Below are 21,445 nucleotides of genomic sequence, written 5' to 3'. Positions count from 1 at the left end.
GCGCTCTCTGTGCGAGATAGCGTGACGCCCTTGGCGTTGCCTATCTAGGATTGGCTGGAAAATGCGCCATGAAAGCGGAGGTAAAGGCCGACAGTGAGGCGTGAGGGAGGGCATTAATCCCTGCTGCTGATGCACGGCCGCCGCCGGTTTTAAATTGCTCCGCTAACTGTACCGCCCCCGTGGGCTGGTTTAATGGGGCACGAATACTTACCATCCAGTCACCACTTGGCATCGGGGTCAGGACAGCATGAGCGCGGTCTGGATTAAGGTTGGCCAGCTGATTGCCCCACATACCACTGATCCGACGCGCCCAGGCGGCATCAGGTAGCAGGTACACCTGGGCTGTTTCATCGCCGAGAGCGGGCGTTAAGGCTTGCGCACATTCTCGATCGCGTTGATACGCGTTAGCCAGTTCCATCACCATATCCGGATAGGCGAGCATAAAGTCATCGGGGGTTTCAAACTGGCAGAGGTGGCGATATAAGATGGCGGGCGGCATGATGAGATCATCTAAATTCGCGCCATAGCTGTTGTAATTCAGATAGTGACCGAGTTGTTCCAGGCGTGCGCGCTTTTTCTCCTCGATATCGGATTGATGAGCAAGGGCATTGGCGGTGCGATCTAAGTTATCGCCATACGCACCAACCAATGCCCAGTCGCGATATCGCCCACGCAGCAGCGTATCGATAATCAGAGCGGTACACGTATTGGCGCGAGTATGAATATGTGCGTCCAGCCGGGGGGATTTAGGTATAGGACCGCTTTGATGATGGTCGGCATAAAAGACCGAGGTGCCGGACGTCAGTAAGGCCGAAAGGGCCTCATGGTTTTTCGCCATCGAAATATCGAGCACAGTAACCTGCTCGGCCTCTACAGGCACTTGCTTTAATAATTCAATGTCTCGCTTAACCCCTGTGACAAGCGTATTGGACTGTGGGTGAGCGAGACGCCATTGCACCAAAGCCGTAAGGCCATCAGCATCACCGTTAAATACATCAAACCCCATCTTGTCACGTCCTTTTAGCGGGAATGAAAATGCGCCATGGTAACGTGGTCGGTGTTGTAACCCAAGTTAACCATCATCACGATAACTGTCGGTGGGTATCTCAAGCCCCTGAGAGCCAATCAACGATAAATTACTTTTTGCCCAGAACACCGCTTGCACGCGGTTTTTGACATTAATCTTTTTGAACACATTATATAGGTGAGATTTGACCGTATGTTCACTGACCGCCAAGGCACTGGCAATGTCTTGATTTGAGGCTCCGGTGACCAAATGGCGCAATATTTCTTGCTCGCGGTTGGTTAACACGATCGCCTGTTCATCGATAGTTTGCTGGTGGTGCTGTTGGTAATAATGGATCAACGCGGCCATTTTATGACGAGGTAGCCAGTACTCGCCGGAGAACATTTTTTCGATGCCATAACACAGGTGGCGGATCTCATCTTCTTTTTTGAATACCCCTTTAATAAAGGGCCAGCTAGCCAGCTCTTTCGCACTTAAATCATGCGCGTTAAGCAGGGCAAAGACATGTTGATCGGCAAAAGGTGCCAAGGCGTGCTTGAGTTGGTCGGTGGCGGTGTCGTCAAAGGCGTTTAAGTCAACCAGCACGAGGCCAGAGCGCGCGGTGAGTTTGTCCGTGATGTCATCGGGGGTGACGAGCTCAACCGTACCCTGGATCTCTTTTTCTAAGCACGTCATCAACGCTGAGACCGACATACTAGGCTGCGAGATAAGAAGGAGTGTGTAATTGTCTGAGGTGGTTTCCGCTTGGCTCATAAGCATCCTACTGATTATGACTCAACATGCGAACGAATCTGGGACGTTATGAACAAGGGGTTCATGACGCCAAGACGGCGCAGAGTTTCTATCAGTCTAAACCATTTTCATCCCTTGGGTATACGCTCTTGACGGTAAGTCATTGTCGTTAAGTTGCAAGCGTAGAATATGGAGCCTGATCGCATGGAAAAGCTTCGAACCTCTGGGGTGCTCGTGCTAGACTTCACGCTTATATATCCAGTAAGCGAAATCGTTTCGCGCGTAACAGAAACAGTGGGAGTCACCTATGGCCAGCCGTGGCATAAACAAAGTCATCTTGATTGGTAATTTGGGCAATGATCCGGAAATCCGTTATCTTCCCAACGGCGGTGCGGTGGCGAACCTCAGCCTCGCGACCTCAGAGTCATGGCGTGATAAAAACACCGGTGAGATGCGTGAAAAAACAGAATGGCACCGCGTGGTTCTATTTGGTAAAACCGCAGAAGTCGCGGGTGAATATCTACGTAAAGGTTCGCAAGTTTATATCGAAGGCCAACTGCAAACGCGCAAATGGCAAGATCAAAGCGGTCAAGATCGCTATACCACCGAAGTGGCGGTGCAGCCGTTTAGCGGCAGTATGCAAATGCTAGGCGGACGCGGCGGCCAAAACCAAGGTCAGCCGATGCAGCAGCAACCGCCGCAGCAAGGTGGATGGGGACAGCCACAGCAACCACAGCAATCACAACAACCACAGCAAAATTTCAACCAACAGCCACCGCAACAGCAGTCGGCACCGCAGCCACAGTCGCAGCCTCAGCAGCAATATAACGATCTGCCTGATTTCGACGACGACATTCCGTTCTAAAACGTATTGCGTCAAATGGCGTGTCGACGCCAACGTGGTTGAAACGAAAAAAGCCCCTGTTGGGGCTTTTTTGTTTTTAGAGCCATCCTATCTTGTGACGGATAAGCGACTAGGCAACGCCGGGCCCCGCTTTTAAAAAGTGGGGCAGTTGGGTTGGCGTCGGACATTTTAATTGGCCCATCACTTGGGTCATTTGTTGCGTCAGCATTTCAATTGCGTGTTCGCCACCATGGTGGCCAACGGCGCCACAGGCATACACAAAGGTACGGCCAAGCAGGGTAAAGTCGGCCCCCATTGCCATGGCTTGCGCCACGTTGCCACCACTTTGCACACCGCTATCCATCAAGAGTTTAATTTTATCGCCGTACTGATGTTTGATGGTTTGGATAGTATCCAGCGGTGACTCGCCCACATCTAACTGGCGGCCGCCGTGATTCGACAACACCACGGCATCGGCACCAAGCGCAACGGCTTGCGCGACATCCTCTGGATTGACTAAGCCTTTAAGTACCAATGGCCCGTCCCAGTTATCGCGGATCACTTTGAGGCTCTCAAAATCGACGGCGCCCATTACGGTATTGTTCATGAAATTAGCCAGCTCGCTGGTGGGCATGTTCTTTGGCATATACGGCTTCAAGGTCTGCATTTCCGGCACACCCGCTAGGAGCGTATGCCAGCTCCAGCTTGGACATTGCATCATTTGCGCGATATTGCGGAGGTTCATTTTCGGTGGCATCGCTAAGCCATTTTTAATATCGCGAGGGCGATAACCAAAGGTCGGCACATCCACCGTCACCACCAGCACTTTATAGCCTGCGCGTTTGATACGGCCCATCAGATCGTCACGGATCTTGGCATCCGTCGGATTATATAACTGGTACCACGCCGTGCCCTCAGAGATCTCGGCAATGGTTTCAAGACTCGCTGAGGATACGGTGCTGAGTACATAAGGAAGGTTCGCCTTGTAAGCCGCTTTCGCGAGAGTTTCTGGCGCTTTGGGCCACATTAGCCCTTGTAATCCGACGGGCGCGACACCGAATGGGGCAGCATAGCGCTTACCAAAGAGCTCGACCGATAGGTCAATGTCAGGGGTCGGGGCGAGTAAATCCGATTGCAGTTTTACTTGGGTGAATGCACTGGCATTGTGCGCGACCCCGACTTCATCGTGACAGCCGCCGCAAAGGTAATCAAAGGCAAAGGCAGGAATACGCTTTTTCGCCGCGCGTTTGAGGGCCGGGGTGTCAGGATAGTTCGGATTATAATAAGACATAGATATCGCATGTTTGTGAGGTGAGTGTTTGTCACTACCCTAGCGCAGCGATTGTTAGTGATATATAGACAAAAAATAAAATACTTTTTCCAAAATCGCTTAATCCTTGATAAATCCTTGCCTTGTCAGGCAAGGCATCGAGCGCTAAATATACAATTGCTTAACCTTTTGTTTTATAAAGTCGATAAATAGTTTGGTTTTGGTGTGGTTGTATTCCAATTTAGGGTAGTAGGCATAAGCGGATGAGCGTGGCTGCTTGAGTTCAGGTAACACGGGGACCAACAAACCTTGGTCAATTTCTTTTTGTACCGTGCCGGCGCCACCCAAAATGATCCCCATACCAATCACCGCCGCACTGACTAGCGCTTCAGGGTTGGGTGAGACGAAGTTGCCAGATAATTGCAAGCGTGTACCATCTTCAAAGACCCGCTCTTGAGGCTGGTGTGAGTTGCCGTAAAGTAAAATATTATGCTGGGTCAGTTGGTCAGGGTGGGTGATAGCGGCATGGCGTGCGAGATAAGTGGGTGAAGCGAAAAAACCGGGCTGGAAATCAAACAATTTCGCAGCTATATAGCTGGCGGAATTAAAGTACTCAAGCTCGCGACTGATCACAACATCGAGGTTAAGATCAGGTAGTTGCCCAGGCGTGAGGGTGGTGAGTTCAACCTTGATTTTCGGATAAATTTCAAGAAACTCAGCAATAAAGTTGACCAGAAAACGGTTCCCTGTCACCAATGGCGCACCAATACGCAATATGCCGCTGACTTCCCCAAAGGTTGAGGTGGTTTCACTGACGAGCTGTTGCCAGTCGTCGACCCAATTTTTGGCGCGGTGATAAAAAAGGTCACCCGCATCCGTCATCGACAGGCTGCGCGTAGTACGTTTGAGCAGTTGAACTCCTAGCTGGCGCTCAAGCCAACTCAGGCGCTTTGATAATGCAGAACTTGACGTGTGCAGCTTGGTCGCGGCTTGTGCTAACGAGCCATGATCCACCACACAGATGAAGCTTTGTGTACAGGTGATCCAGTCCATGAGTCCTCTTATAGGAAGAAAAGATAGCCACTGTTCGTGGGCTGGGCATTCACATTATGATAACCAAGCCTGATAATAGCGGCTAATAGCCCCCGAAGGCGACCCAAGTCAGCAGAGAATCATGGATAGAACAGCTAATACGATAAAAGTCAGCGGTATGAAACTGACCAACCGGCTCGTTGCCTTTGTCACTTTAATTGTGGTGTGTGCCATTTTTGTGTTGTTTATTGGTGGTGCTATCAGTTTCCGACAGCTGGGTATCGACTTCATATCTCACTATGTTGACGGCATGGTGGATGTGATTGATCAGGAAATGGCTAGCGAACAGCGTGACAACCAGTACTTTTCCCGCTGGTTACCGAAAATGCTTAAAGCCAGCGACGTGACGTCACTGACTATTTACTCAGACACCGGGATTTTGTATCAATACGAACAAATCCAATATCAAGCTGCGCCGACTCAACAGATGATTACGCGCGACATTCCCCTCGACAGCAATCCTGGTTTCGCCGTTAAACTGACTTTTGTGCCCCCTTATGCTGAGTTTGCCTACTCGATAGGCCCGCTATCTTCGCTTTCAGCCGCGATATTGGTGATTGTCTTGGGTTTGGCCTGGGGGATCCGATGGTTAAGGCGGCAACTGTATGGTAGCGAAGTGCTAGAACAACGAGGGCGATTAATTCTAGCGGGTCGATTGGATGATGCGCAGCAAGGCGATACGCGTGAATGGCCGATCCCTGCCAGTGCCGCTTTAACCCAATTGATTGAAGAGTTAAGAGAAGCCCGCCAAGAACGTAGCCGCTTTGATACCTTTATCCGGACCAATACTTTTCTTGACCAATTGACTGGGGCGGCAAACCGAGTGATGTTTGACAATCGTTTGCACACACTCGCCAGTGACGACGCCAGCCAAGGCAGTGTCATTTTGGTCCGAGTGGCGGATTGGGACGACTTGGTAACTCAGCATGGACAAGAGGCGGCGGATCATCTTATCCAAGGGATTGGAAACGTATTATCTAACGCAATTCAGCGCTTTCCTGATGCGGTATTAGCTCGCTATTTTGCGTCTGATTTTGCGATCTTATTGGTTAACCAAGCTGGAGATGAAGTTCATCCTTTCTTAGCGCAAATCACCAATACGTTAGATAAACTGACCCCAGCCGAAGCGCTGAATAAAGATAATTGGTTCCATTTAGGGATGACATCCTTTGGTGCAGGCGAACGACGTGGCCGGTTAATGGATGAGGCTGAACGCGCATTAAAAGCATCGGAATTGACAGGCCAAAATGGATGGTCACAGTTTGATAAGCAATTCAGTCGCTTGGATAAACGTGGCAGTGTTCGTTGGCGGACCCTCTTAGAGTCAGTCATGGCGGGTGAAGGGCCGATGCTTTATCGTCAGCCTGTCTTTGCACGAGATGGCAAAACCCGCCTACATTATGAACTTTTGGCCCGAATCAAAGACGAAAAAGGCAAGGTATTAAAAGCGTCGCGTTTTTGGCCCGGGGTAGAATGGGTGGGGATGGACGTCACCTTTGACAAGGCCACCGTTGGTCGTGCGCTATGGTGGTTAAAAACCCGTGACCATATAGATAACTATGCGGTGAATGTTAGTGCATACTCACTATGCCAGCGCGAATTTGTTATCTGGCTACGCGATGCCTTGTTACAAACTCCTCGTGGCACATTGAATCGGCTGCTGGTGGAAGTGTCAGAAGGGGCGTTAGTCTCACAGTTTGATGCGGCACGGCCTTGCTTACGAATGATTGCCGCGTTAGGGTGCCGTTTAGTTGTTGATCAAGCAGGTAGAACGATAGTGAGTACTCACTACGTTAAAGACATTCAACCGGCTTATATCAAGCTGCATCGTAGCTTAGTTCGTAATATCCACCAACGTCCAGAAAACCAGCTTTACTTGCGGAGCGTGTTAGGGGCGTGTGAAGCCACGACCACAGAAGTCCTAGCCGTGGGCGTGGAAACGAATGAGGAGTGGTCGGTAGTGAAAGAGCTTGGCGTAGCTGGCGGACAAGGGCGATTGCTCGGCGCGGAAATGTCACCGCATCCGGCTCAGAAAAAGCGACGCCGTTGGGGGAAACGATGACACCAGGGATAAAAAAATCAAGCCAACGGGGACGCGGGTGGCTAGAAGCTTTATTATTGGTGAGTATTTTATCGGTTCTTGTCGTCATTGCGGTGCCGAAGTTCTATGATTATGAAGCCGATGCGAATGTCTCTGCGCTACAAGGCTTAAAAAGTGGTATTGATAGTGCTTTGGTGCACACACACGCATTGGCGAAAAAAGAACAAATCAGCGATCAGGCGTCACAATCACTGATCGTGAATGACACGAATATTGACGTTAAATATGGCTACCCCAAAGTCAGTGCGCTTCCCAAGTTAGTGAGTGCGCTGCAGGACAGCACACGTTGGCAGGTGCGACGACACCCTGATGAAAACCGCGTCGACTTTATCTGGTTGTTCCATGAACACCCGTCGCCTGCGTGTTACTTGACCTATCAGGAGGCAACGGTTTCACAAGAGGCGTCCACCCAGTTGGTGATCCGGGAGTCATGCCAATCACCAGCAGAATAAAGACAAAGGGAATGATGCTTTTTTGATGGAAAAATCATCAAAATGACAGCGCATTGAAAAAAAACACAGATCTCATTCAGGTTTAAAGCACCGTATCTTGCTGCTTACCGTGCACGTTGATACATTTAGCTCAATTTGTCTGATTTCACAGCTTGCAGGATTAACCGACCATCATGTTTAAGAAACTTCGCGGGATGTTTTCCAACGATCTATCGATTGATTTGGGAACCGCCAATACACTGATTTATGTAAAAGAACAGGGCATTGTTCTGGATGAGCCGTCTGTTGTCGCTATTCGCCAAGACCGCGCGGGCTCTCCCAAGAGTGTGGCTGCTGTGGGCCATGATGCGAAGCAAATGCTGGGGCGTACACCGGGCAACATTGCTGCAATCCGTCCAATGAAGGACGGCGTTATCGCTGACTTTTACGTGACAGAAAAAATGCTGCAGCACTTTATTAAGTCTGTGCATGACCATAGCTATATGCGCCCAAGCCCACGTGTGCTTGTGGCTGTGCCTTGTGGTTCAACCCAAGTTGAGCGCCGTGCGATTCGTGAATCAGCGGTGGGCGCAGGTGCACGCGAAGTCTACCTAATAGATGAGCCGATGGCGGCGGCAATTGGTGCAGGCTTGCCAGTCTCTGAAGCGACGGGATCAATGGTGATCGATATCGGGGGCGGTACCACCGAAGTGGCGGTGATCTCGCTTAATGGTGTTGTTTATTCCTCGTCAGTTCGGATTGGTGGTGATCGTTTCGATGAGTCCATCATCAATTATGTTCGCCGTAACTATGGCAGTCTGATTGGGGAAGCGACGGCTGAGCGTATCAAGCACGAAATCGGCTCGGCGTATCCTGGTGATGAAGTCCGTGAAATCGAAGTTCGTGGCCGTAACTTGGCAGAAGGGGTGCCGCGTAGCTTCACCTTAAACTCCAACGAGATCCTCGAAGCATTGCAAGAGCCACTGACCGGGATCGTTTCTGCGGTTATGGTCGCGTTAGAGCAGTGCCCACCGGAACTGGCGTCAGACATCTCAGAGCGCGGTATGGTGATTACCGGTGGGGGCGCCTTGCTGCGTGATCTCGATCGGTTATTGACTGAAGAGACAGGCATCCCCGTGGTAGTGGCTGAAGATCCCTTAACGTGTGTGGCGCGTGGCGGGGGTAAAGCGCTGGAAATGATTGACATGCATGGCGGCGATCTTTTTAGCGAAGATTAACGTGATTGTGCCCACAAACAGGTTGTTTTCATTATGAAACCTATGTTTGGCAGAGGGCCGTCTCTGCAGCTACGCCTGTTTTTCGCTCTTTTACTATCAGTCAGCCTCATGCTGGCTGATAGTCGTCTTGATGCTTTCGCTGGGGTACGTTATTTCCTCAACACCCTGGTAGCACCGCTTCAGTATGCGTCTAATGTCCCGCGGGACACGCTTGATGAATTAGTGATGCAATTTCGCTCCCACCAACGGTTGGTGGCCGAAAACCGCGCATTGCGTAAACAAGTCGTGCAGCTTGAAAGCGATCAGCTCTTATTGGCACAGACAGAGCGCGAAAACCAACGTTTACGCGAGCTACTGGGTTCATCTTTCATTCGTGACGAACGGAAGATGGTCGCGGAAGTGATGGCAGTCGATTCCGATCCTTATAAGCACCAGGTCATGCTCGATAAAGGGCGCACTAATGGTGTTTATGAGGGGCAACCTGTGATTAACGAACACGGGGTGGTTGGGCAGATTGCTTATGTGGGGGCTCACAATAGTCGTGTGTTGCTATTAACCGATCCCACTCATGCCATTCCGGTGCAGGTTATGCGCAATGATATTCGTGTGATTGCGTCGGGCCGCGCCTCTACGGCGTATATTGGGTTGGATAATATCCCAAGTAGTACTGATATTAAGGTGGGTGACAAGTTGGTGACCTCTGGGCTCGGAGGTGTGTTCCCTGAAGGCTATCCCGTAGGAACCGTCACCGAGTTTTCGTTTGATAATAAACGGCCGTTTGCCCAAGTCCGTGCGACAACCGCGGTAAAATTCGATCGCCTACGTTATTTGCTTTTAGTGTGGCCAACGCCAGAAAAAGGGGAGAACGCGCGCCCCGACCAGCCAGTGGCTCAATCTTCATCTGAAACAGCACAGCCATCACCGGAAACAGAGGGCCCATCATCCGAGGCTGCGCCATCGTCAGATAGCGAGGGAGAATCGCCATAATGGCAAATATGACAGTTCGCGGCCAGCTTGTAATTTGGCTCTCTTTTATTGTGGCGCTGATTTTACAAGCCGCGCCGTGGCCGGGTGAGCTCGCGCCATTTCGCCCCTCTTGGGTCTTACTGGTGACGTTTTACTGGGTGCTTGCCTTACCGCACCGCGTTAATGTCGGCACAGCTCTGGTCTTAGGGCTCTTGTGGGATCTGATGCTGGGGTCGACCTTAGGCGTTCGCGGCATGATGATGGCGATTCTGATCTACATCGTCGCACTGAACTTTCAATTGCTGCGTAATATGTCCTATTGGCAACAAGCCTTACTGTTGGCACTGTTGACGTTAGCAGGGAAATTGATCGAGTTCTGGGCAGAGTATTTAGTCTCTAATATACAGTTTAATCCTGAGCAGCTTTGGGCTGGGGTACTTAACTTTATTCTCTGGCCTTGGATTTTCTTATTATTGCGCCGGCTGCGTCGACGCTTTGCCATTCGCTAATGGACTCATCGATAAAGAGGTATCATGCGCTGTGATTTATATCTGGCCTCGGGCTCGCCTCGACGCCATGAACTGCTCACCGAGATGGGTGTGAACTTCTCGCGCGTCGTGGTTGATGTCGAGGAACAACAAATACCCGGTGAATCGCCTTACGCGTATGTTTCGCGTCTGTCGCAAGATAAAGCGCGTGCAGGGGTGATTCAAACCGGTGGACATGCCCCAGTACTAGGAGCCGATACCATCGTGGTTGACGGTGACCAAGTGCTCGAAAAGCCTAATGATCAGGCGGATGCGATACGGATGCTCAAACAGCTATCCGGACGAGAACACCAAGTGATGACCGCGGTTACTGTCGCCAATGCGGTAAAGCAGGTGACCACTGTCGTCACCACGAAAGTGTGGTTTTGTGAACTGACCGATGACGTGATTGAGGCGTATTGGCTGTCAGGTGAGCCGGTGGACAAGGCAGGCGCTTACGCTATTCAGGGCCTCGGCGGTAAGTTTGTGACGCGTATCGATGGAAGCTACCACGCAGTGGTTGGTTTGCCACTGTATGAAACCGAGCAACTGCTCAAACAATTTTCGGTCTGAACGCGCGAGCGAGTGGCGCCAGGCCCCACTTTTGAGAGATCGGGGAAACCATGAGTGCGGAACTGCTAATTAATGTCACTCCCAGTGAAACTAGGGTGGCGATGATCGAGGGGGGCAACCTCCAAGAAATCCACATAGAACGAGAAGCAAAACGCGGGATTGTAGGCAATATCTACAAAGGCAAAGTCAGTCGTGTTTTGCCTGGAATGCAGGCAGCCTTTGTCGATATTGGCTTAGATAAAGCCGCGTTTTTACACGCCTCCGATATTGTTCCACATACAGAATGTGTGTCAGAAAACGAGAAACAGCAATTTCAAGTGCGCGATATCTCTGAGCTCGTTCGTCAGGGGCAAGATATTGTGGTGCAAGTGGTCAAAGATCCGTTGGGTACCAAGGGAGCGCGCCTTACCACCGACATTACCTTGCCGTCACGCTACTTAGTGTTTATGCCGGGGGCTGCCCATGTGGGAGTGTCACAGCGCATTGAAAGTGAAGATGAGCGTAAGCGACTAAAAAGTATCGTCAGCGACTACTGCGACGAACTGGGTGGCTTCATTATCCGCACCGCCGCAGAAGGGGCGACAGATAATGAAATGGCGGAAGATGCCGCCTTTTTGAAGCGCTTGTGGAATAAGGTGCTGGAGCGTCGTTCCCGCTATCAAGCCAAATCAATGTTGTACGGTGAGCTGGCGCTTGCACAACGTATCGTTCGGGACTTTGTTGGCACCGAGCTGGATTTGATTCGGGTTGATTCCAAACTCGCGTATGAAAAGCTGCAAGAGTTCACCTCAGAGTTTGTGCCGGAGTTGGCGGATAAGCTGGTGTACTACGACGGCGAGGTGCCGATTTTTGATATGTATGACACCGAAAATGAGATCCAACGTTCGCTAGAGCGCAAGGTACAGCTCAAATCAGGGGGTTACCTGATTATCGATCAGACCGAGGCAATGACGACTGTCGATATCAATACGGGAGCATTTGTTGGACGCCGTAACCTCGATGAGACTATTTTTAATACTAATACCGAGGCCACTCGTGCGATTGCTCGTCAATTACGACTAAGAAATTTAGGCGGGATCATCATCATCGACTTTATCGATATGAGTGCCGATGAGCATCGTCGCCGAGTCTTGCACTCTCTAGAGCAAGCACTTAGCCAAGACAGAGTTAAAACCAATATCAATGGCTTCACCCAGTTAGGGTTAGTCGAAATGACACGCAAACGCACACGAGAAAGTATTGAACATGTGCTATGCGGTGGTTGTCCAACCTGTGATGGGCGAGGCTCAGTCAAAACGGTAGAAACCGTGTGTTATGAGGTGCTACGGGAGATTACCCGTGTTAATCGCACCTATGAAGCCGACAAGTTTGTGGTGTATGCCGCGCCAGCGGTGATTGAAGCGCTCGCGGGCGAAGACTCTCATCTCGTTGCGGAACTGGAAATATTTATCGGTAAACAAGTCAACGTGAAATCAGAGCCTTTGTATACGCAAGAGCAATTTGACGTAGTCATGATGTAAGCAATGGCCTGGGTGAGAAAGTGTATGCGTTGGTTAATGATCAGCGCGATTAGCGTGACCGTTATCACCGCCATCCTTGTAGGCGGTTTGCGCTTTTTATTGCCTAACGTTGATGTACTGCGTGAGCCTTTACGGCAATGGGTATCTGAGCAAACCGGCTTCAGTGCCCGGCTTGACGGTATTGCGGGTCAGTGGCGTAATTTGACGCCGTCGCTGCAGCTGGACCATGTGGTGTTATCAACCAGCGATAATGGCCCCCCTCTTTTAACGGCCCAGCATATCGATTTACAACTGGATGTCTCTGCCTCCTTCATTCGTCGTCAGCCAGTCTTTTCTCATGTCACGCTCGAAGGCGTCGTGTTCGATACTGGCCAGTTGCCGGAGAAGAACTCCCGCACCGATGTCCGTGATCGACTGGAAGATCTTTTTCTCGCCCGCCTGGGTCAATTCTCGGTACCGAATGCCAAAGTACTGCTCGTCACTCCTTCCTTGGAAACGGAAGTGTTAACCATCAGTGATCTTTTTTGGCGTAATCAGTCGGGCCACCACCAAGCACAAGGCAAGATAGGTGTCGTCGGGACCCAGCTAGATAAAGTACGTGTTAAGGCTGACTTCAGTGAAACGGAGGGGTTAAATACACTGACAGGTGATTTTTATTTAGAGAGCGAGGCGATGGATGTCGCACCGTGGCTGATGAAAAAATTAACGCCTTCGGTGGCGATTGATGCGGCGCGTTTAGATGCACAAGCATGGGTGCGGGTGGATAAAGGACACATCGATGATGTCTTGTTGTCGGTGGATCGTTTGACTCTAGCGTGGCATGACGCGATGAATAACGCGAAACAGTGGGCGTTAAAAGAGAGCCGATTCCAGTTGAAAGCCCAAGGAGACAATGCTTGGCGGATTGATACGGATGGAGTGTGGGTCCAGCATGGTACCACTACCCAGTCGGCCGTCTCTCGGCTTTCATGGCAAGGGACCGAGGACGATTGGCGGCTCAATGCTGCAGACCTCGATATTGCTCTATTACGCCCATTATTGGGGCTGGCAAGCCAGTCGGCTCGTCAACATCGTATTGCATCTGCGCTGTCCCCTGCGGGGCATATTCGTTCCTTGGCATTGAGTAAAAAAGCGAAAGCCCCCTTGCGTTACCAAGCGATGCTTGATGATGTCACGGCTAAGCGTTGGGGGTATCTCCCCGCTTTTAACGGATTGAATGCGAGTGTTTCTGGTGTTGGGCAGCGTGGGCAAGCGCACCTGGCACTGGGATCTCAGTTACTTCCCTATGGGGATTTCTTTCAAGCCCCATTGCCACTCGAGAACGGCCAACTGACGCTAAATTGGCAACATGATAACCAAGGCCTGTCAGTGTGGAGCCAAGACGCCGTGGTTAAAGGGGCTGATATCCAGGGAAAAGGAGCGTTTCGCCTCGATATTCCTCAAAAGGGTACGCCCTTTTTAGCGCTGTATGCCCATGCCGATGTGTCAGATGCTGGGCAGACATGGCGCTACCTGCCGACACGTGCGTTACCTGATTCACTAACCGATTACCTCTCGCGTGCGATTCAAGGTGGTCAAGCCAAGGACAGCGAAATCCTTTGGTTTGGCGCATTAGACGCTTTTCCGTACTCGGAACATGACGGCGTATTTCAAGCGAAAGTGCCACTGCGTCATGGGGCGTTTAGCTTTAATACGGCTTGGCCGACACTCACTGAGCTAGATGCCCGTTTACTGTTTGAGAATGCACGGCTTGCGATCAATGGTGATCATGTCCGTTTAGGCGATGCCGTGAGCCGTCAGATTCAGGCTGAGATTGCGGATATGACCCAGCCGGATAGCCGCCTCGAGTTAGAAGCATCACTTGCCGCCACGGGAGGGGCTGTTCGTCGGTATATGCTCTCGACGCCCTTGGTGGACACTGTCGGTGCCGCATTGACCCATGTAAATGTTCAGGGGCTGGTCGACGCTAACCTAGCCTTATCGATACCGTTAAATGGCGAGCAGCCGCATGCGAAGGGCAAGGTACGGTTTGCAGGGAATCAAGTTACGATCCAAGCCCCGGCAATGCAGCTGGATAACGTATCCGGACAATTAGCCTTTCACGACGATACGATCACGGCTCAATCCATGCGGGCACAGTGGTTAGGGCAAGCGATCACGGTTGGGTTTGAGGGGGAAACCGCTCCTGCAGGTTACCAGTTAGGCTTAGGCATCAATGCCGACTGGGACCTAGCCCCATTGCTGAATCAATTATCACTGCCACTTAAGCGGTATCTCTCGGGGGGAGCGCGTTGGCAGGCAGGGCTCGATCTAACACTGAACGACACCGGCTTTGACTATCAACTTGGCGTGGATGTTGATACAACGCCTCTCCAATCACAGCTTCCTGTTCCACTGAATAAACCACGTTGGCAGAGTGGCCAGGCGCGTATTGAAGCCACAGGTAATAGCGAAGGGTTAACCGGACATATCCAGCTGCCTCAGGTGAGTTACCAAGCACGGATTCATACTCAAGGGCCGACGCCTGACATTGTGGCTAGCCAGTGGCGAATCGGTGACAAGCGCTTAGCCCAATTAGCCACGCATGGTCACCGTATTGATCTGGATCTCGAGCGTTTAGATGTAAAAGCGTGGGAAGCCGTGTGGCAACATGTTCGCCAAGCCTGGCCCCGCGGACGGAGTCAGTCTCTTGTCTTGCCGATGCCCCGTCGAATCAATGCCAAAGTTAATCAAGTGGTTGCAGGGTCGTTGGCATTCCACGATGTCTCTGTCGCGGCACGACAAAAAGCCCATGGTTGGGATGTCCTGATGGGAAGCAAAGAGCTTAGCGGGCAAATAAGATGGCCAACCAAAGGGCGTTTGGCGATAGATATTGATCACTGGCATATCAATCGGCAGCCTAGGACCGAGACGGAAAAAGCCGATGCGCCTCTATTTGAACCGGTGGATATACGCGCAACCGCAGCCGATAAAGCCCTACTTGCCGCGGTGCCTTCCTCGCGGCTCACCGTTGATGATCTCTGGCTTGAAGGGTATCGATTGGGGCGTGTTGAGGCGATACTCGATAAGCAAGACCAACGGGTTGACCTTTCGTCGCTGACGGTAGAAAGTGGCCATAACCATGCGTTGGTAAGTGGGCATTGGTTCATCGATGCAAAGGGGCATAACCAAACCGCATTGACGTTATCGCTGGGAGGCGAAAGCACCTCCGATCTGATGGGACGGTTCGGTGTCAGTGGTGGGATCCAAGACGCGAGCTTTACCTCCAATGCCTCGCTCGACTATGCGGGCTTACCGTGGCAAGCCGATATCTCTAGCCTCAATGGTGATGTAAGCGCTGACATTAAAGATGGTTACATCAGTGGTGTTGGGGGAGCTGGTAAGCTGTTAGGGCTGTTCAGTCTTGATTCGATATTGCGCAAAATCCAGCTCGATTTCTCTGGGGTGTTTGAAGATGGTTTAGCCTTTGATGACATTACCGGGCGGGCGGTGATCACAAATGGCGTGGTGGTTACTGATAATATCCGTATGGATGGGATTGCGGGTGATATGGTTATTAAAGGCATTGCCAATTTGGTCGATAATCGCGTCAATGCCGATGTCCGTTTTACCCCAGATATTACTTCAGGGATCCCAGTATTAAGCGCGTTTGCGGTGACACCACAAACCGCATTATATGTCTTAGCGGTGACGACAGCGATTTCGCCTGTTGTGGATGTATTTACCCAGGTTCGTTATCAAGTCACAGGACCCATTGGTACGCCAGATATCCGGGAAGTGTCGCGTAATAAAGAGGCGTTGACCCTCCCAGCAGAAGCGACTAAACGATTGCGTGAGCAGGCAGAAAAAGCCAAGGAGTGAGCATGATAAAAGCCGGTGTTATCCAGATGACATCCAGTGCCGATCCCGCCCATAACATGAAGACACTGCAAGCCAGTTTGCATCGACTGAGTGAGCAAGGGGTAAAACTAGCACTGACCCCAGAAAATGCGTTGGTGTTTGGCGGTAAGCGGGACTATCAGCGTCATGCTGAGCGACTCGGTCAGGGGCCTTTACAGCAGCAACTGGCCGAGCTTGCGCATCAGTATGATCTTTGGCTGGTGGTCGGCGCTTTTCCCATTCAAAACGATAACGGCATGTTAAGTAGCACCAGCTTGGTATTTGATAACGCGGGGCATTTACGCGGCAGCTACGATAAACTGCATTTGTTTGATGTGGAGGTGGGTGATGCGCATGGCCGGTATTGTGAGTCGGATTACTTTGCCGCTGGAGACCGACTGACGACCGTCGACACCCCTTTCGGGTGTCTAGGCTTGAGCATTTGTTATGACGTACGCTTTGCGCCCATGTACCAGGCTTTGCGCACTCAAGGCGCGGATGTGATCACGATCCCTGCCGCCTTTACTCGAGTCACCGGACAGGCTCATTGGGAAGCCTTATTACGGGCTCGGGCGATTGAAACCCAGTGCTGGGTGATCGCAGCGGGTCAGTGTGGCGAACACAGCAAAGGGCGACAAACCTGGGGCCACTCGATGATTATCGATCCGTGGGGACAAGTGGTGGCCTCGCTGGGGAGTGAGCCTGGTGTCACGTGGGCCGAACTTGATTTAAGCGTGAGTGAATCCATCCGGGGCAAGATGCCCGTACAATCCCATACCCGGTTGCAAAGCCAACTGAAATAGCGCACCCTCGGCGCGTTATCTTTTATCTTCGGCTGTCAGTTTGGCAGCCACAACCAAGAGTAAGCGAATGAGTCTGGAACAGGTCGAAGAAACCTTACTGCGCCCAGCTGGCGTGAGTGAGTCGCAGCTCCATGCGACCTTGGCGCACCTGAGCGGTCGCCAGATTGATTACGGTGACGTTTTTTTCCAATCCACGTGGCATGAGTCCTTGGCTTTGGAAGACAGTATCATTAAAGACGGTTCATTTAACATCGACCGCGGGGTTGGTGTTCGAGCGATCAGCGGGGAGAAAACAGGCTTTGCCTATTCTGATCAGCTCACCCCTGATGCATTAATGCAAAGTGCGACCGCTGCGCGGGGTATTGCTCCTGCAGGGGGGCAAGGAAAAGTCAGTGCATTTCGTGCCGTACAGGCCACCCCTTATTATGGCCCTACTGACCCATTGGGAAGCCTAACGCGTGAGCAAAAGATTGATTTACTAAAAGAAATAGACAGCTATATCCGTGCTAAAGAGCCGCGGGTAAAAGAAGTGAACGCAAGCTTAAATGGATTGTATGAGCAAGTGTTGATTGCTGCGACGGATGGCACCTATGGCGCGGATATTCGTCCGCTCGTCCGCTTGTCGGTGTCTGTGCTGGTAGAACAAGATGGACGCCGAGAACGCGGCAGTGCCGGCGGTGGCGGTCGTTATGGCTACGAGGTGTTTTTGCAAGAGCATGCAGGCAAATCCCGTGCGTTGCAATTCGCTGATGAAGCGATTCGTTTGGCGTTGGTTAACTTACGTGCCGGAGCCGCACCGGCAGGCACAATGCCTGTTGTCCTAGGGGCCGGCTGGCCGGGCGTATTGCTGCATGAAGCGGTTGGGCATGGACTGGAAGGTGATTTTAACCGCAAAGAGTCGTCGGTCTTCACCGGCAGCCTTGGTGAGCAAGTGACCTCACCGTTATGTACCATTGTCGATGACGGCACAATGGCGGACTGCCGTGGCTCGTTGAGTATTGATGATGAAGGGGTGCCAGGTCAGTACAACGTCTTGATTGAAAAGGGTGTGCTCAAAGGCTATATGCAAGACAAGCATAATGCGAGTTTGATGGGCGTAGCACCAACAGGCAACGGGCGTCGTGAGTCGTATGCGCATTTACCTATGCCACGGATGACTAACACGTATATGCGGGGTGGTGAGAGCTCACCAGCGTCGATCATTGCCAGCGTGGAGCGAGGCTTGTACGCGCCGAACTTTGGTGGTGGCCAGGTCGATATCACGTCGGGAAAATTTGTTTTTTCAACGTCCGAAGCCTACCTGATTGAGAACGGTGAGATTACCACGCCGGTGAAAGGGGCTACCTTGATTGGCAGTGGTATCGAAGCGATGCAGCAAGTCTCGATGGTGGGTAATGACTTGGCGATAGACCCAGGTGTCGGCGTTTGTGGTAAAGCGGGGCAAAGTGTGCCTGTTGGCGTGGGACAACCCACACTGAAATTGGATGCAATGACTGTCGGTGGCACCGAGTCATAAACAAGCCAGGCCAGTGCGAGGCGCTGGCCTGTCATTTTATAGGTTTTGGTCGTAGAAACCTTTGAGATACTGGAAAATCTCGCGATATGCCTTGGGGGGCTTACTCTGTTGCTGCTCCTTTTTCGCTTGACGCGCGAGCTGACGTAAACGCTGTCGGTCGGCATCAGGAAACTGTAAGAGAGCATCGCTAATAGCGCTATCGCCTTGATCAATAATTCGGTCGCGCAGTTGCTCGAGTTTATGGAGCTCTGCACTCTGCTGGGCATGCTTATTTTGTATTTTGTCTAGCGCCGCTTGAATCGGTTCAGGATCGCGAGAGCGCATCAGTTTACCCACATACTGTAGCTGGCGCCGACGGGCTTCATTTTTTAAACCTTGCGCGTCGATAATCGCCGCCAGTAAGTCCTCGTCGAGTGGGAATTTTTCGAGTAGAGCGGGTTTGAGTTTGACCAGCGCTTCGCCGAGCTCTTGCAAGACGAGCATATCGCGCTTCATCTCGGATTTACTGACCCAGATGATCTCTTCCTCTTCCTCCCAGGGAGCGGGTTTATTTTTACGGCCCATGTTCAACCTCAGTGAGAATGTGCAATGACACGTATGTTAACAAGAAACGCGCCCAAACGCGGGCTTTTTTATCATAGGCTCGCTGAGCGGAGTGTGTCGAACTTGAATGCGAATCAAAAAGGTCAACTATGAGTGTGAAACAACAGGTCGCTGAGCAAGAAGAGCAACTTCGTCAAGCTGTCAGTCGTGCGCTAGATATGGCATCTGCTCGAAGTGACCAAGCAGAAGTGGCGATTACTAAAAGTACCGGTATTAGCGTTAGCTCGCGAATGGGCGAGGTCGAGAATGTTGAGTTTAACCAAGACGGTGCCTTAGGGATTACGGTTTATCGGGATCAACGTAAAGGGAGTGCATCGACCACCGATCTGTCAGAAAAGGCGATTGCCAAAACCGTCGAGGCCGCGCTAGAAATTGCGAGTTATACTTCGCCAGACCCTTTTGGAGGCCCAGCTCCAAAAGCGTTGATGGCGTTCGATTACCCAGATTTAGATCTCTTTTACCCTGATGAGCCTGAGCCCGATACAGCCGCGGCGTTGGCGATTGAAGCCGAACAGGCGGCGCTTCGCCACGATAGCCGCATCAAGTTTAGCGATGGCGCAAGCTATGACAGCCATTATGGTGTGCGTGTATATGGCAATAGCCATGGCATGCTCGGCAGTTATCCCTCCAGCCAGCAAGCCTTGAGCTGCTCCGTGATCGCCCAAAGCGATGCAGGGATGGAGCGTGACATGAGCTACACGGTGGCACGCGATAAAGCCGATTTGTGGACGCCAGAGTTTGTCGGGGTTGAAGCCGCGAAGCATGCCGTCGCCCGCCTTAATCCACGCAGTGTCTCGACGTGCCAAGTGCCCGTCATGTTTGATCGCAGTGTGGCCACTGGATTGTTTGGCCACTTGGTGATGGCAATCAGTGGGTCGGCCCTTTATCGAAAATCGTCTTTCTTGTTGGATAAAAAGGACGAGAAAATTTTTCCTCACTGGCTCACCATCAATGAGTTACCTCATGTGTTGAAAGGAGCGGCCAGTGCGCCGTTTGACAGTGAAGGGGTCATGACGCAAGACCGACGCATCATTGAGCAAGGGGTATTAAAAACGTATCTCGCCACCAGTTATGCCGCACGTAAGTTAGATATGACGCCCACGGGTCATGCCGGTGGGATCCATAACTGGTATGTCAGCCATACGGGGCAAGACGCTGATGCTATGCTTAAAACGCTAGGAACGGGATTGTTGGTGACCGAGCTAATGGGTCAAGGGGTGAATCCCGTGACAGGAGACTACTCACGCGGTGCCGCAGGGTTCTGGGTGGAAAACGGTGAAATCCAATACCCAGTCAGTGGGATCACCATCGCTGGAAATTTGAATGATATGTTTGCCAACATTGTGGCCATTGGGACGGATATTGAAACCCGAAGCCAGATTCAAACCGGTTCAGTGATCATCGATGCCATGAAAGTGGCGGGTGAGTAATCTGTTCGCTGAGCGTACAGATGCATTGGACTAACCGGTTTCACGTATAGACGTCGATGGCCAGACGCGATCCCCTCGCGTCTGGCCATTTTTTAACGGGCAATAAAAGCGATCAATAGAACGCCTAACACAAGGCGATAAATCACAAATGGCAACATGCCGACACGAGTGACCAGTTTTAAAAAGGCATGAATACACGCATAAGCGCTGACAAACGACACCAACACGCCGACGCCAATGGCATCAAGTGCGATTGGGGCTGGACTGGTAGCAAGTTGCATCCCTAAATAAGATCCAGCGAGTGTGATAATCGGGATCGACATCAAAAACGAAAACCGTGCGGCTGCCTCGCGGGTATAACCGAGCATCAATGCGGCGGTGATGGTGGCGCCGGAACGAGAGGTGCCTGGGATCAACGCCAATGCTTGGGCAATACCGATAAACACAGCGCGCGATGTGGTCGTTTGGTACTCGTCACACTGCTGGCTGGCTTGACGATCGGCCCACCACAGGAGTACACCAAAAATCAATGTTGTGGCCGCAATGACCCATACAGATCGCAAGTACAACTCAATCACGTCCTTTAAGAATAGCCCCGCGATACAAGCCGGAATGGTCGCTAATACAATCATCCATGCGAGTTGGCTGTCACGGCTGTGTTGACCTTTTAGCGAGGCAAAGAAGGCAACCAACAGGTTCCACACTTCACGACGAAAGTAACCAACGACCGCGGCTAAGGTTCCGACATGAACGGCTACATCAAAAGCCAACCCTTGGTCAGCCCAACCAAAGAGTTGAGAAGGCAATATGAGGTGTGCTGAGCTGGAAATGGGAAGAAACTCAGTTAATCCTTGGATCAAGGCCAAAAAAAAGGCTTCAAAGATGCTCATGGT

General features: G+C 51.5%; 18 protein-coding genes. 12 read left to right on the top strand and 6 right to left on the bottom strand.

The genetic code is table 11. The annotated features are described in order from the left end of the window. Positions 1-40: 40 nt before the first annotated feature. Positions 41-1,006 (bottom strand): acetyltransferase, encoded by a 966-nt coding sequence (locus tag BUQ98_RS16355; RefSeq protein WP_074214851.1) that lies wholly within the window; start codon positions 1,004-1,006, stop codon positions 41-43. A gap of 66 nt (positions 1,007-1,072) precedes the next feature. Next, on the bottom strand, positions 1,073-1,780 hold the full coding sequence (locus tag BUQ98_RS16350; protein ID WP_074214850.1) for a LuxR C-terminal-related transcriptional regulator: 708 nt from the start codon (positions 1,778-1,780) through the stop codon (positions 1,073-1,075). 286 nt (positions 1,781-2,066) lie between these two features. Here BUQ98_RS16350 and BUQ98_RS16345 point away from each other — a divergent pair, with 286 nt between their 5' ends. Continuing rightward, on the top strand, positions 2,067-2,624 hold the full coding sequence (locus BUQ98_RS16345; RefSeq protein WP_074214849.1) for a single-stranded DNA-binding protein: 558 nt from the start codon (positions 2,067-2,069) through the stop codon (positions 2,622-2,624). 109 nt (positions 2,625-2,733) lie between these two features. On the opposite strand, the gene BUQ98_RS16340 is transcribed toward BUQ98_RS16345, so the two are convergent. Beyond that, positions 2,734-3,894, bottom strand: coding sequence for an alpha-hydroxy acid oxidase (locus BUQ98_RS16340; protein ID WP_074214848.1), 1,161 nt, complete (start codon positions 3,892-3,894; stop codon positions 2,734-2,736). A gap of 144 nt (positions 3,895-4,038) precedes the next feature. Beyond that, positions 4,039-4,926 (bottom strand): LysR family transcriptional regulator, encoded by an 888-nt coding sequence (locus BUQ98_RS16335; protein ID WP_074214847.1) that lies wholly within the window; start codon positions 4,924-4,926, stop codon positions 4,039-4,041. Between the two features lie 121 nt (positions 4,927-5,047). On the opposite strand from BUQ98_RS16335, the gene csrD reads away from it, so the two are divergent. The 10 genes from csrD to tldD all read left to right on the top strand — a co-directional run bounded on the left by csrD (position 5,048) and on the right by tldD (position 18,519). Further along, a complete protein-coding gene (gene csrD / locus BUQ98_RS16330; RefSeq protein ID WP_074214846.1) occupies positions 5,048-7,027 on the top strand; it encodes an RNase E specificity factor CsrD in 1,980 nt (659 codons plus the stop codon). Continuing rightward, complete coding sequence (locus tag BUQ98_RS16325; RefSeq protein WP_074214845.1) at positions 7,024-7,518, top strand: hypothetical protein; 495 nt, start codon at positions 7,024-7,026, stop codon at positions 7,516-7,518. The genes csrD and BUQ98_RS16325 overlap by 4 nt, the downstream gene beginning before the upstream one ends. Positions 7,519-7,691: 173 nt before the next feature. Next, positions 7,692-8,735: a rod shape-determining protein gene (locus BUQ98_RS16320; RefSeq protein WP_074214844.1), complete on the top strand. Its 1,044-nt coding sequence runs from the start codon at positions 7,692-7,694 to the stop codon at positions 8,733-8,735. A 33-nt stretch (positions 8,736-8,768) separates the two neighbouring features. After that, positions 8,769-9,722: a rod shape-determining protein MreC gene (gene mreC / locus BUQ98_RS16315; protein WP_074214843.1), complete on the top strand. Its 954-nt coding sequence runs from the start codon at positions 8,769-8,771 to the stop codon at positions 9,720-9,722. Then, on the top strand, positions 9,722-10,210 hold the full coding sequence (gene mreD / locus BUQ98_RS16310) for a rod shape-determining protein MreD (RefSeq protein ID WP_074214842.1): 489 nt from the start codon (positions 9,722-9,724) through the stop codon (positions 10,208-10,210). Before mreC ends, mreD begins: the two co-directional genes overlap by 1 nt. 21 nt (positions 10,211-10,231) lie before the next feature. Beyond that, the gene (locus tag BUQ98_RS16305) at positions 10,232-10,801 is read left to right on the top strand and encodes a Maf family protein (protein ID WP_371515129.1); all 570 of its coding nucleotides are present in this window, start codon (positions 10,232-10,234) and stop codon (positions 10,799-10,801) included. A 50-nt stretch (positions 10,802-10,851) separates the two neighbouring features. After that, positions 10,852-12,321: a ribonuclease G gene (gene rng, locus BUQ98_RS16300; RefSeq protein WP_074214840.1), complete on the top strand. Its 1,470-nt coding sequence runs from the start codon at positions 10,852-10,854 to the stop codon at positions 12,319-12,321. 24 nt (positions 12,322-12,345) lie between these two features. Continuing rightward, positions 12,346-16,182, top strand: coding sequence for a YhdP family protein (locus tag BUQ98_RS16295; RefSeq protein WP_175566339.1), 3,837 nt, complete (start codon positions 12,346-12,348; stop codon positions 16,180-16,182). Between the two features lie 2 nt (positions 16,183-16,184). Beyond that, a complete protein-coding gene (locus tag BUQ98_RS16290; RefSeq protein ID WP_074214838.1) occupies positions 16,185-17,003 on the top strand; it encodes a carbon-nitrogen hydrolase family protein in 819 nt (272 codons plus the stop codon). Between the two features lie 67 nt (positions 17,004-17,070). Continuing rightward, the gene (gene tldD, locus BUQ98_RS16285) at positions 17,071-18,519 is read left to right on the top strand and encodes a metalloprotease TldD (RefSeq protein WP_074214837.1); all 1,449 of its coding nucleotides are present in this window, start codon (positions 17,071-17,073) and stop codon (positions 18,517-18,519) included. 36 nt (positions 18,520-18,555) lie between these two features. On the opposite strand, the gene yjgA is transcribed toward tldD, so the two are convergent. After that, positions 18,556-19,083 (bottom strand): ribosome biogenesis factor YjgA, encoded by a 528-nt coding sequence (gene yjgA / locus BUQ98_RS16280; protein WP_074214836.1) that lies wholly within the window; start codon positions 19,081-19,083, stop codon positions 18,556-18,558. Between the two features lie 128 nt (positions 19,084-19,211). Between yjgA and pmbA the strand changes: the two genes are divergently transcribed. Continuing rightward, positions 19,212-20,552: a metalloprotease PmbA gene (pmbA, locus tag BUQ98_RS16275; RefSeq protein ID WP_074214835.1), complete on the top strand. Its 1,341-nt coding sequence runs from the start codon at positions 19,212-19,214 to the stop codon at positions 20,550-20,552. A 92-nt stretch (positions 20,553-20,644) separates the two neighbouring features. Here pmbA and BUQ98_RS16270 read toward each other — a convergent pair whose 3' ends face one another. Next, entirely contained in the window at positions 20,645-21,442 is a 798-nt protein-coding gene (locus tag BUQ98_RS16270) for an undecaprenyl-diphosphate phosphatase (protein ID WP_074214834.1), read from the bottom strand. Between the last annotated feature and the right edge of the window lie 3 nt (positions 21,443-21,445).

The sequence above is a fragment of the Salinivibrio sp. ES.052 genome, from assembly GCF_900141775.1.
Lineage (GTDB): Bacteria > Pseudomonadota > Gammaproteobacteria > Enterobacterales > Vibrionaceae > Salinivibrio.
Note: the sequence above shows the minus strand (reverse complement) of the source record. Positions and strands in the feature narration are given on the sequence as shown.

Bases quoted from the DNA above. Each gene is read 5' to 3' on its own strand.
- BUQ98_RS16335 (WP_074214847.1), bottom strand. From the start codon at position 4,926: ATGGACTGGATCACCTGTACACAAAGCTTCATCTGTGTGGTGGATCAT.
- BUQ98_RS16345 (WP_074214849.1), top strand. From the start codon at position 2,067: ATGGCCAGCCGTGGCATAAACAAAGTCATCTTGATTGGTAATTTGGGC.
- pmbA (WP_074214835.1), top strand. From the start codon at position 19,212: ATGAGTGTGAAACAACAGGTCGCTGAGCAAGAAGAGCAACTTCGTCAA.
- mreC (WP_074214843.1), top strand. From the start codon at position 8,769: ATGAAACCTATGTTTGGCAGAGGGCCGTCTCTGCAGCTACGCCTGTTT.
- BUQ98_RS16270 (WP_074214834.1), bottom strand. From the start codon at position 21,442: ATGAGCATCTTTGAAGCCTTTTTTTTGGCCTTGATCCAAGGATTAACT.
- BUQ98_RS16325 (WP_074214845.1), top strand. From the start codon at position 7,024: ATGACACCAGGGATAAAAAAATCAAGCCAACGGGGACGCGGGTGGCTA.
- tldD (WP_074214837.1), top strand. From the start codon at position 17,071: ATGAGTCTGGAACAGGTCGAAGAAACCTTACTGCGCCCAGCTGGCGTG.
- mreD (WP_074214842.1), top strand. From the start codon at position 9,722: ATGGCAAATATGACAGTTCGCGGCCAGCTTGTAATTTGGCTCTCTTTT.
- rng (WP_074214840.1), top strand. From the start codon at position 10,852: ATGAGTGCGGAACTGCTAATTAATGTCACTCCCAGTGAAACTAGGGTG.
- BUQ98_RS16320 (WP_074214844.1), top strand. From the start codon at position 7,692: ATGTTTAAGAAACTTCGCGGGATGTTTTCCAACGATCTATCGATTGAT.
- BUQ98_RS16340 (WP_074214848.1), bottom strand. From the start codon at position 3,894: ATGTCTTATTATAATCCGAACTATCCTGACACCCCGGCCCTCAAACGC.
- BUQ98_RS16290 (WP_074214838.1), top strand. From the start codon at position 16,185: ATGATAAAAGCCGGTGTTATCCAGATGACATCCAGTGCCGATCCCGCC.
- yjgA (WP_074214836.1), bottom strand. From the start codon at position 19,083: ATGGGCCGTAAAAATAAACCCGCTCCCTGGGAGGAAGAGGAAGAGATC.
- csrD (WP_074214846.1), top strand. From the start codon at position 5,048: ATGGATAGAACAGCTAATACGATAAAAGTCAGCGGTATGAAACTGACC.
- BUQ98_RS16295 (WP_175566339.1), top strand. From the start codon at position 12,346: ATGCGTTGGTTAATGATCAGCGCGATTAGCGTGACCGTTATCACCGCC.
- BUQ98_RS16350 (WP_074214850.1), bottom strand. From the start codon at position 1,780: ATGAGCCAAGCGGAAACCACCTCAGACAATTACACACTCCTTCTTATC.
- BUQ98_RS16355 (WP_074214851.1), bottom strand. From the start codon at position 1,006: ATGGGGTTTGATGTATTTAACGGTGATGCTGATGGCCTTACGGCTTTG.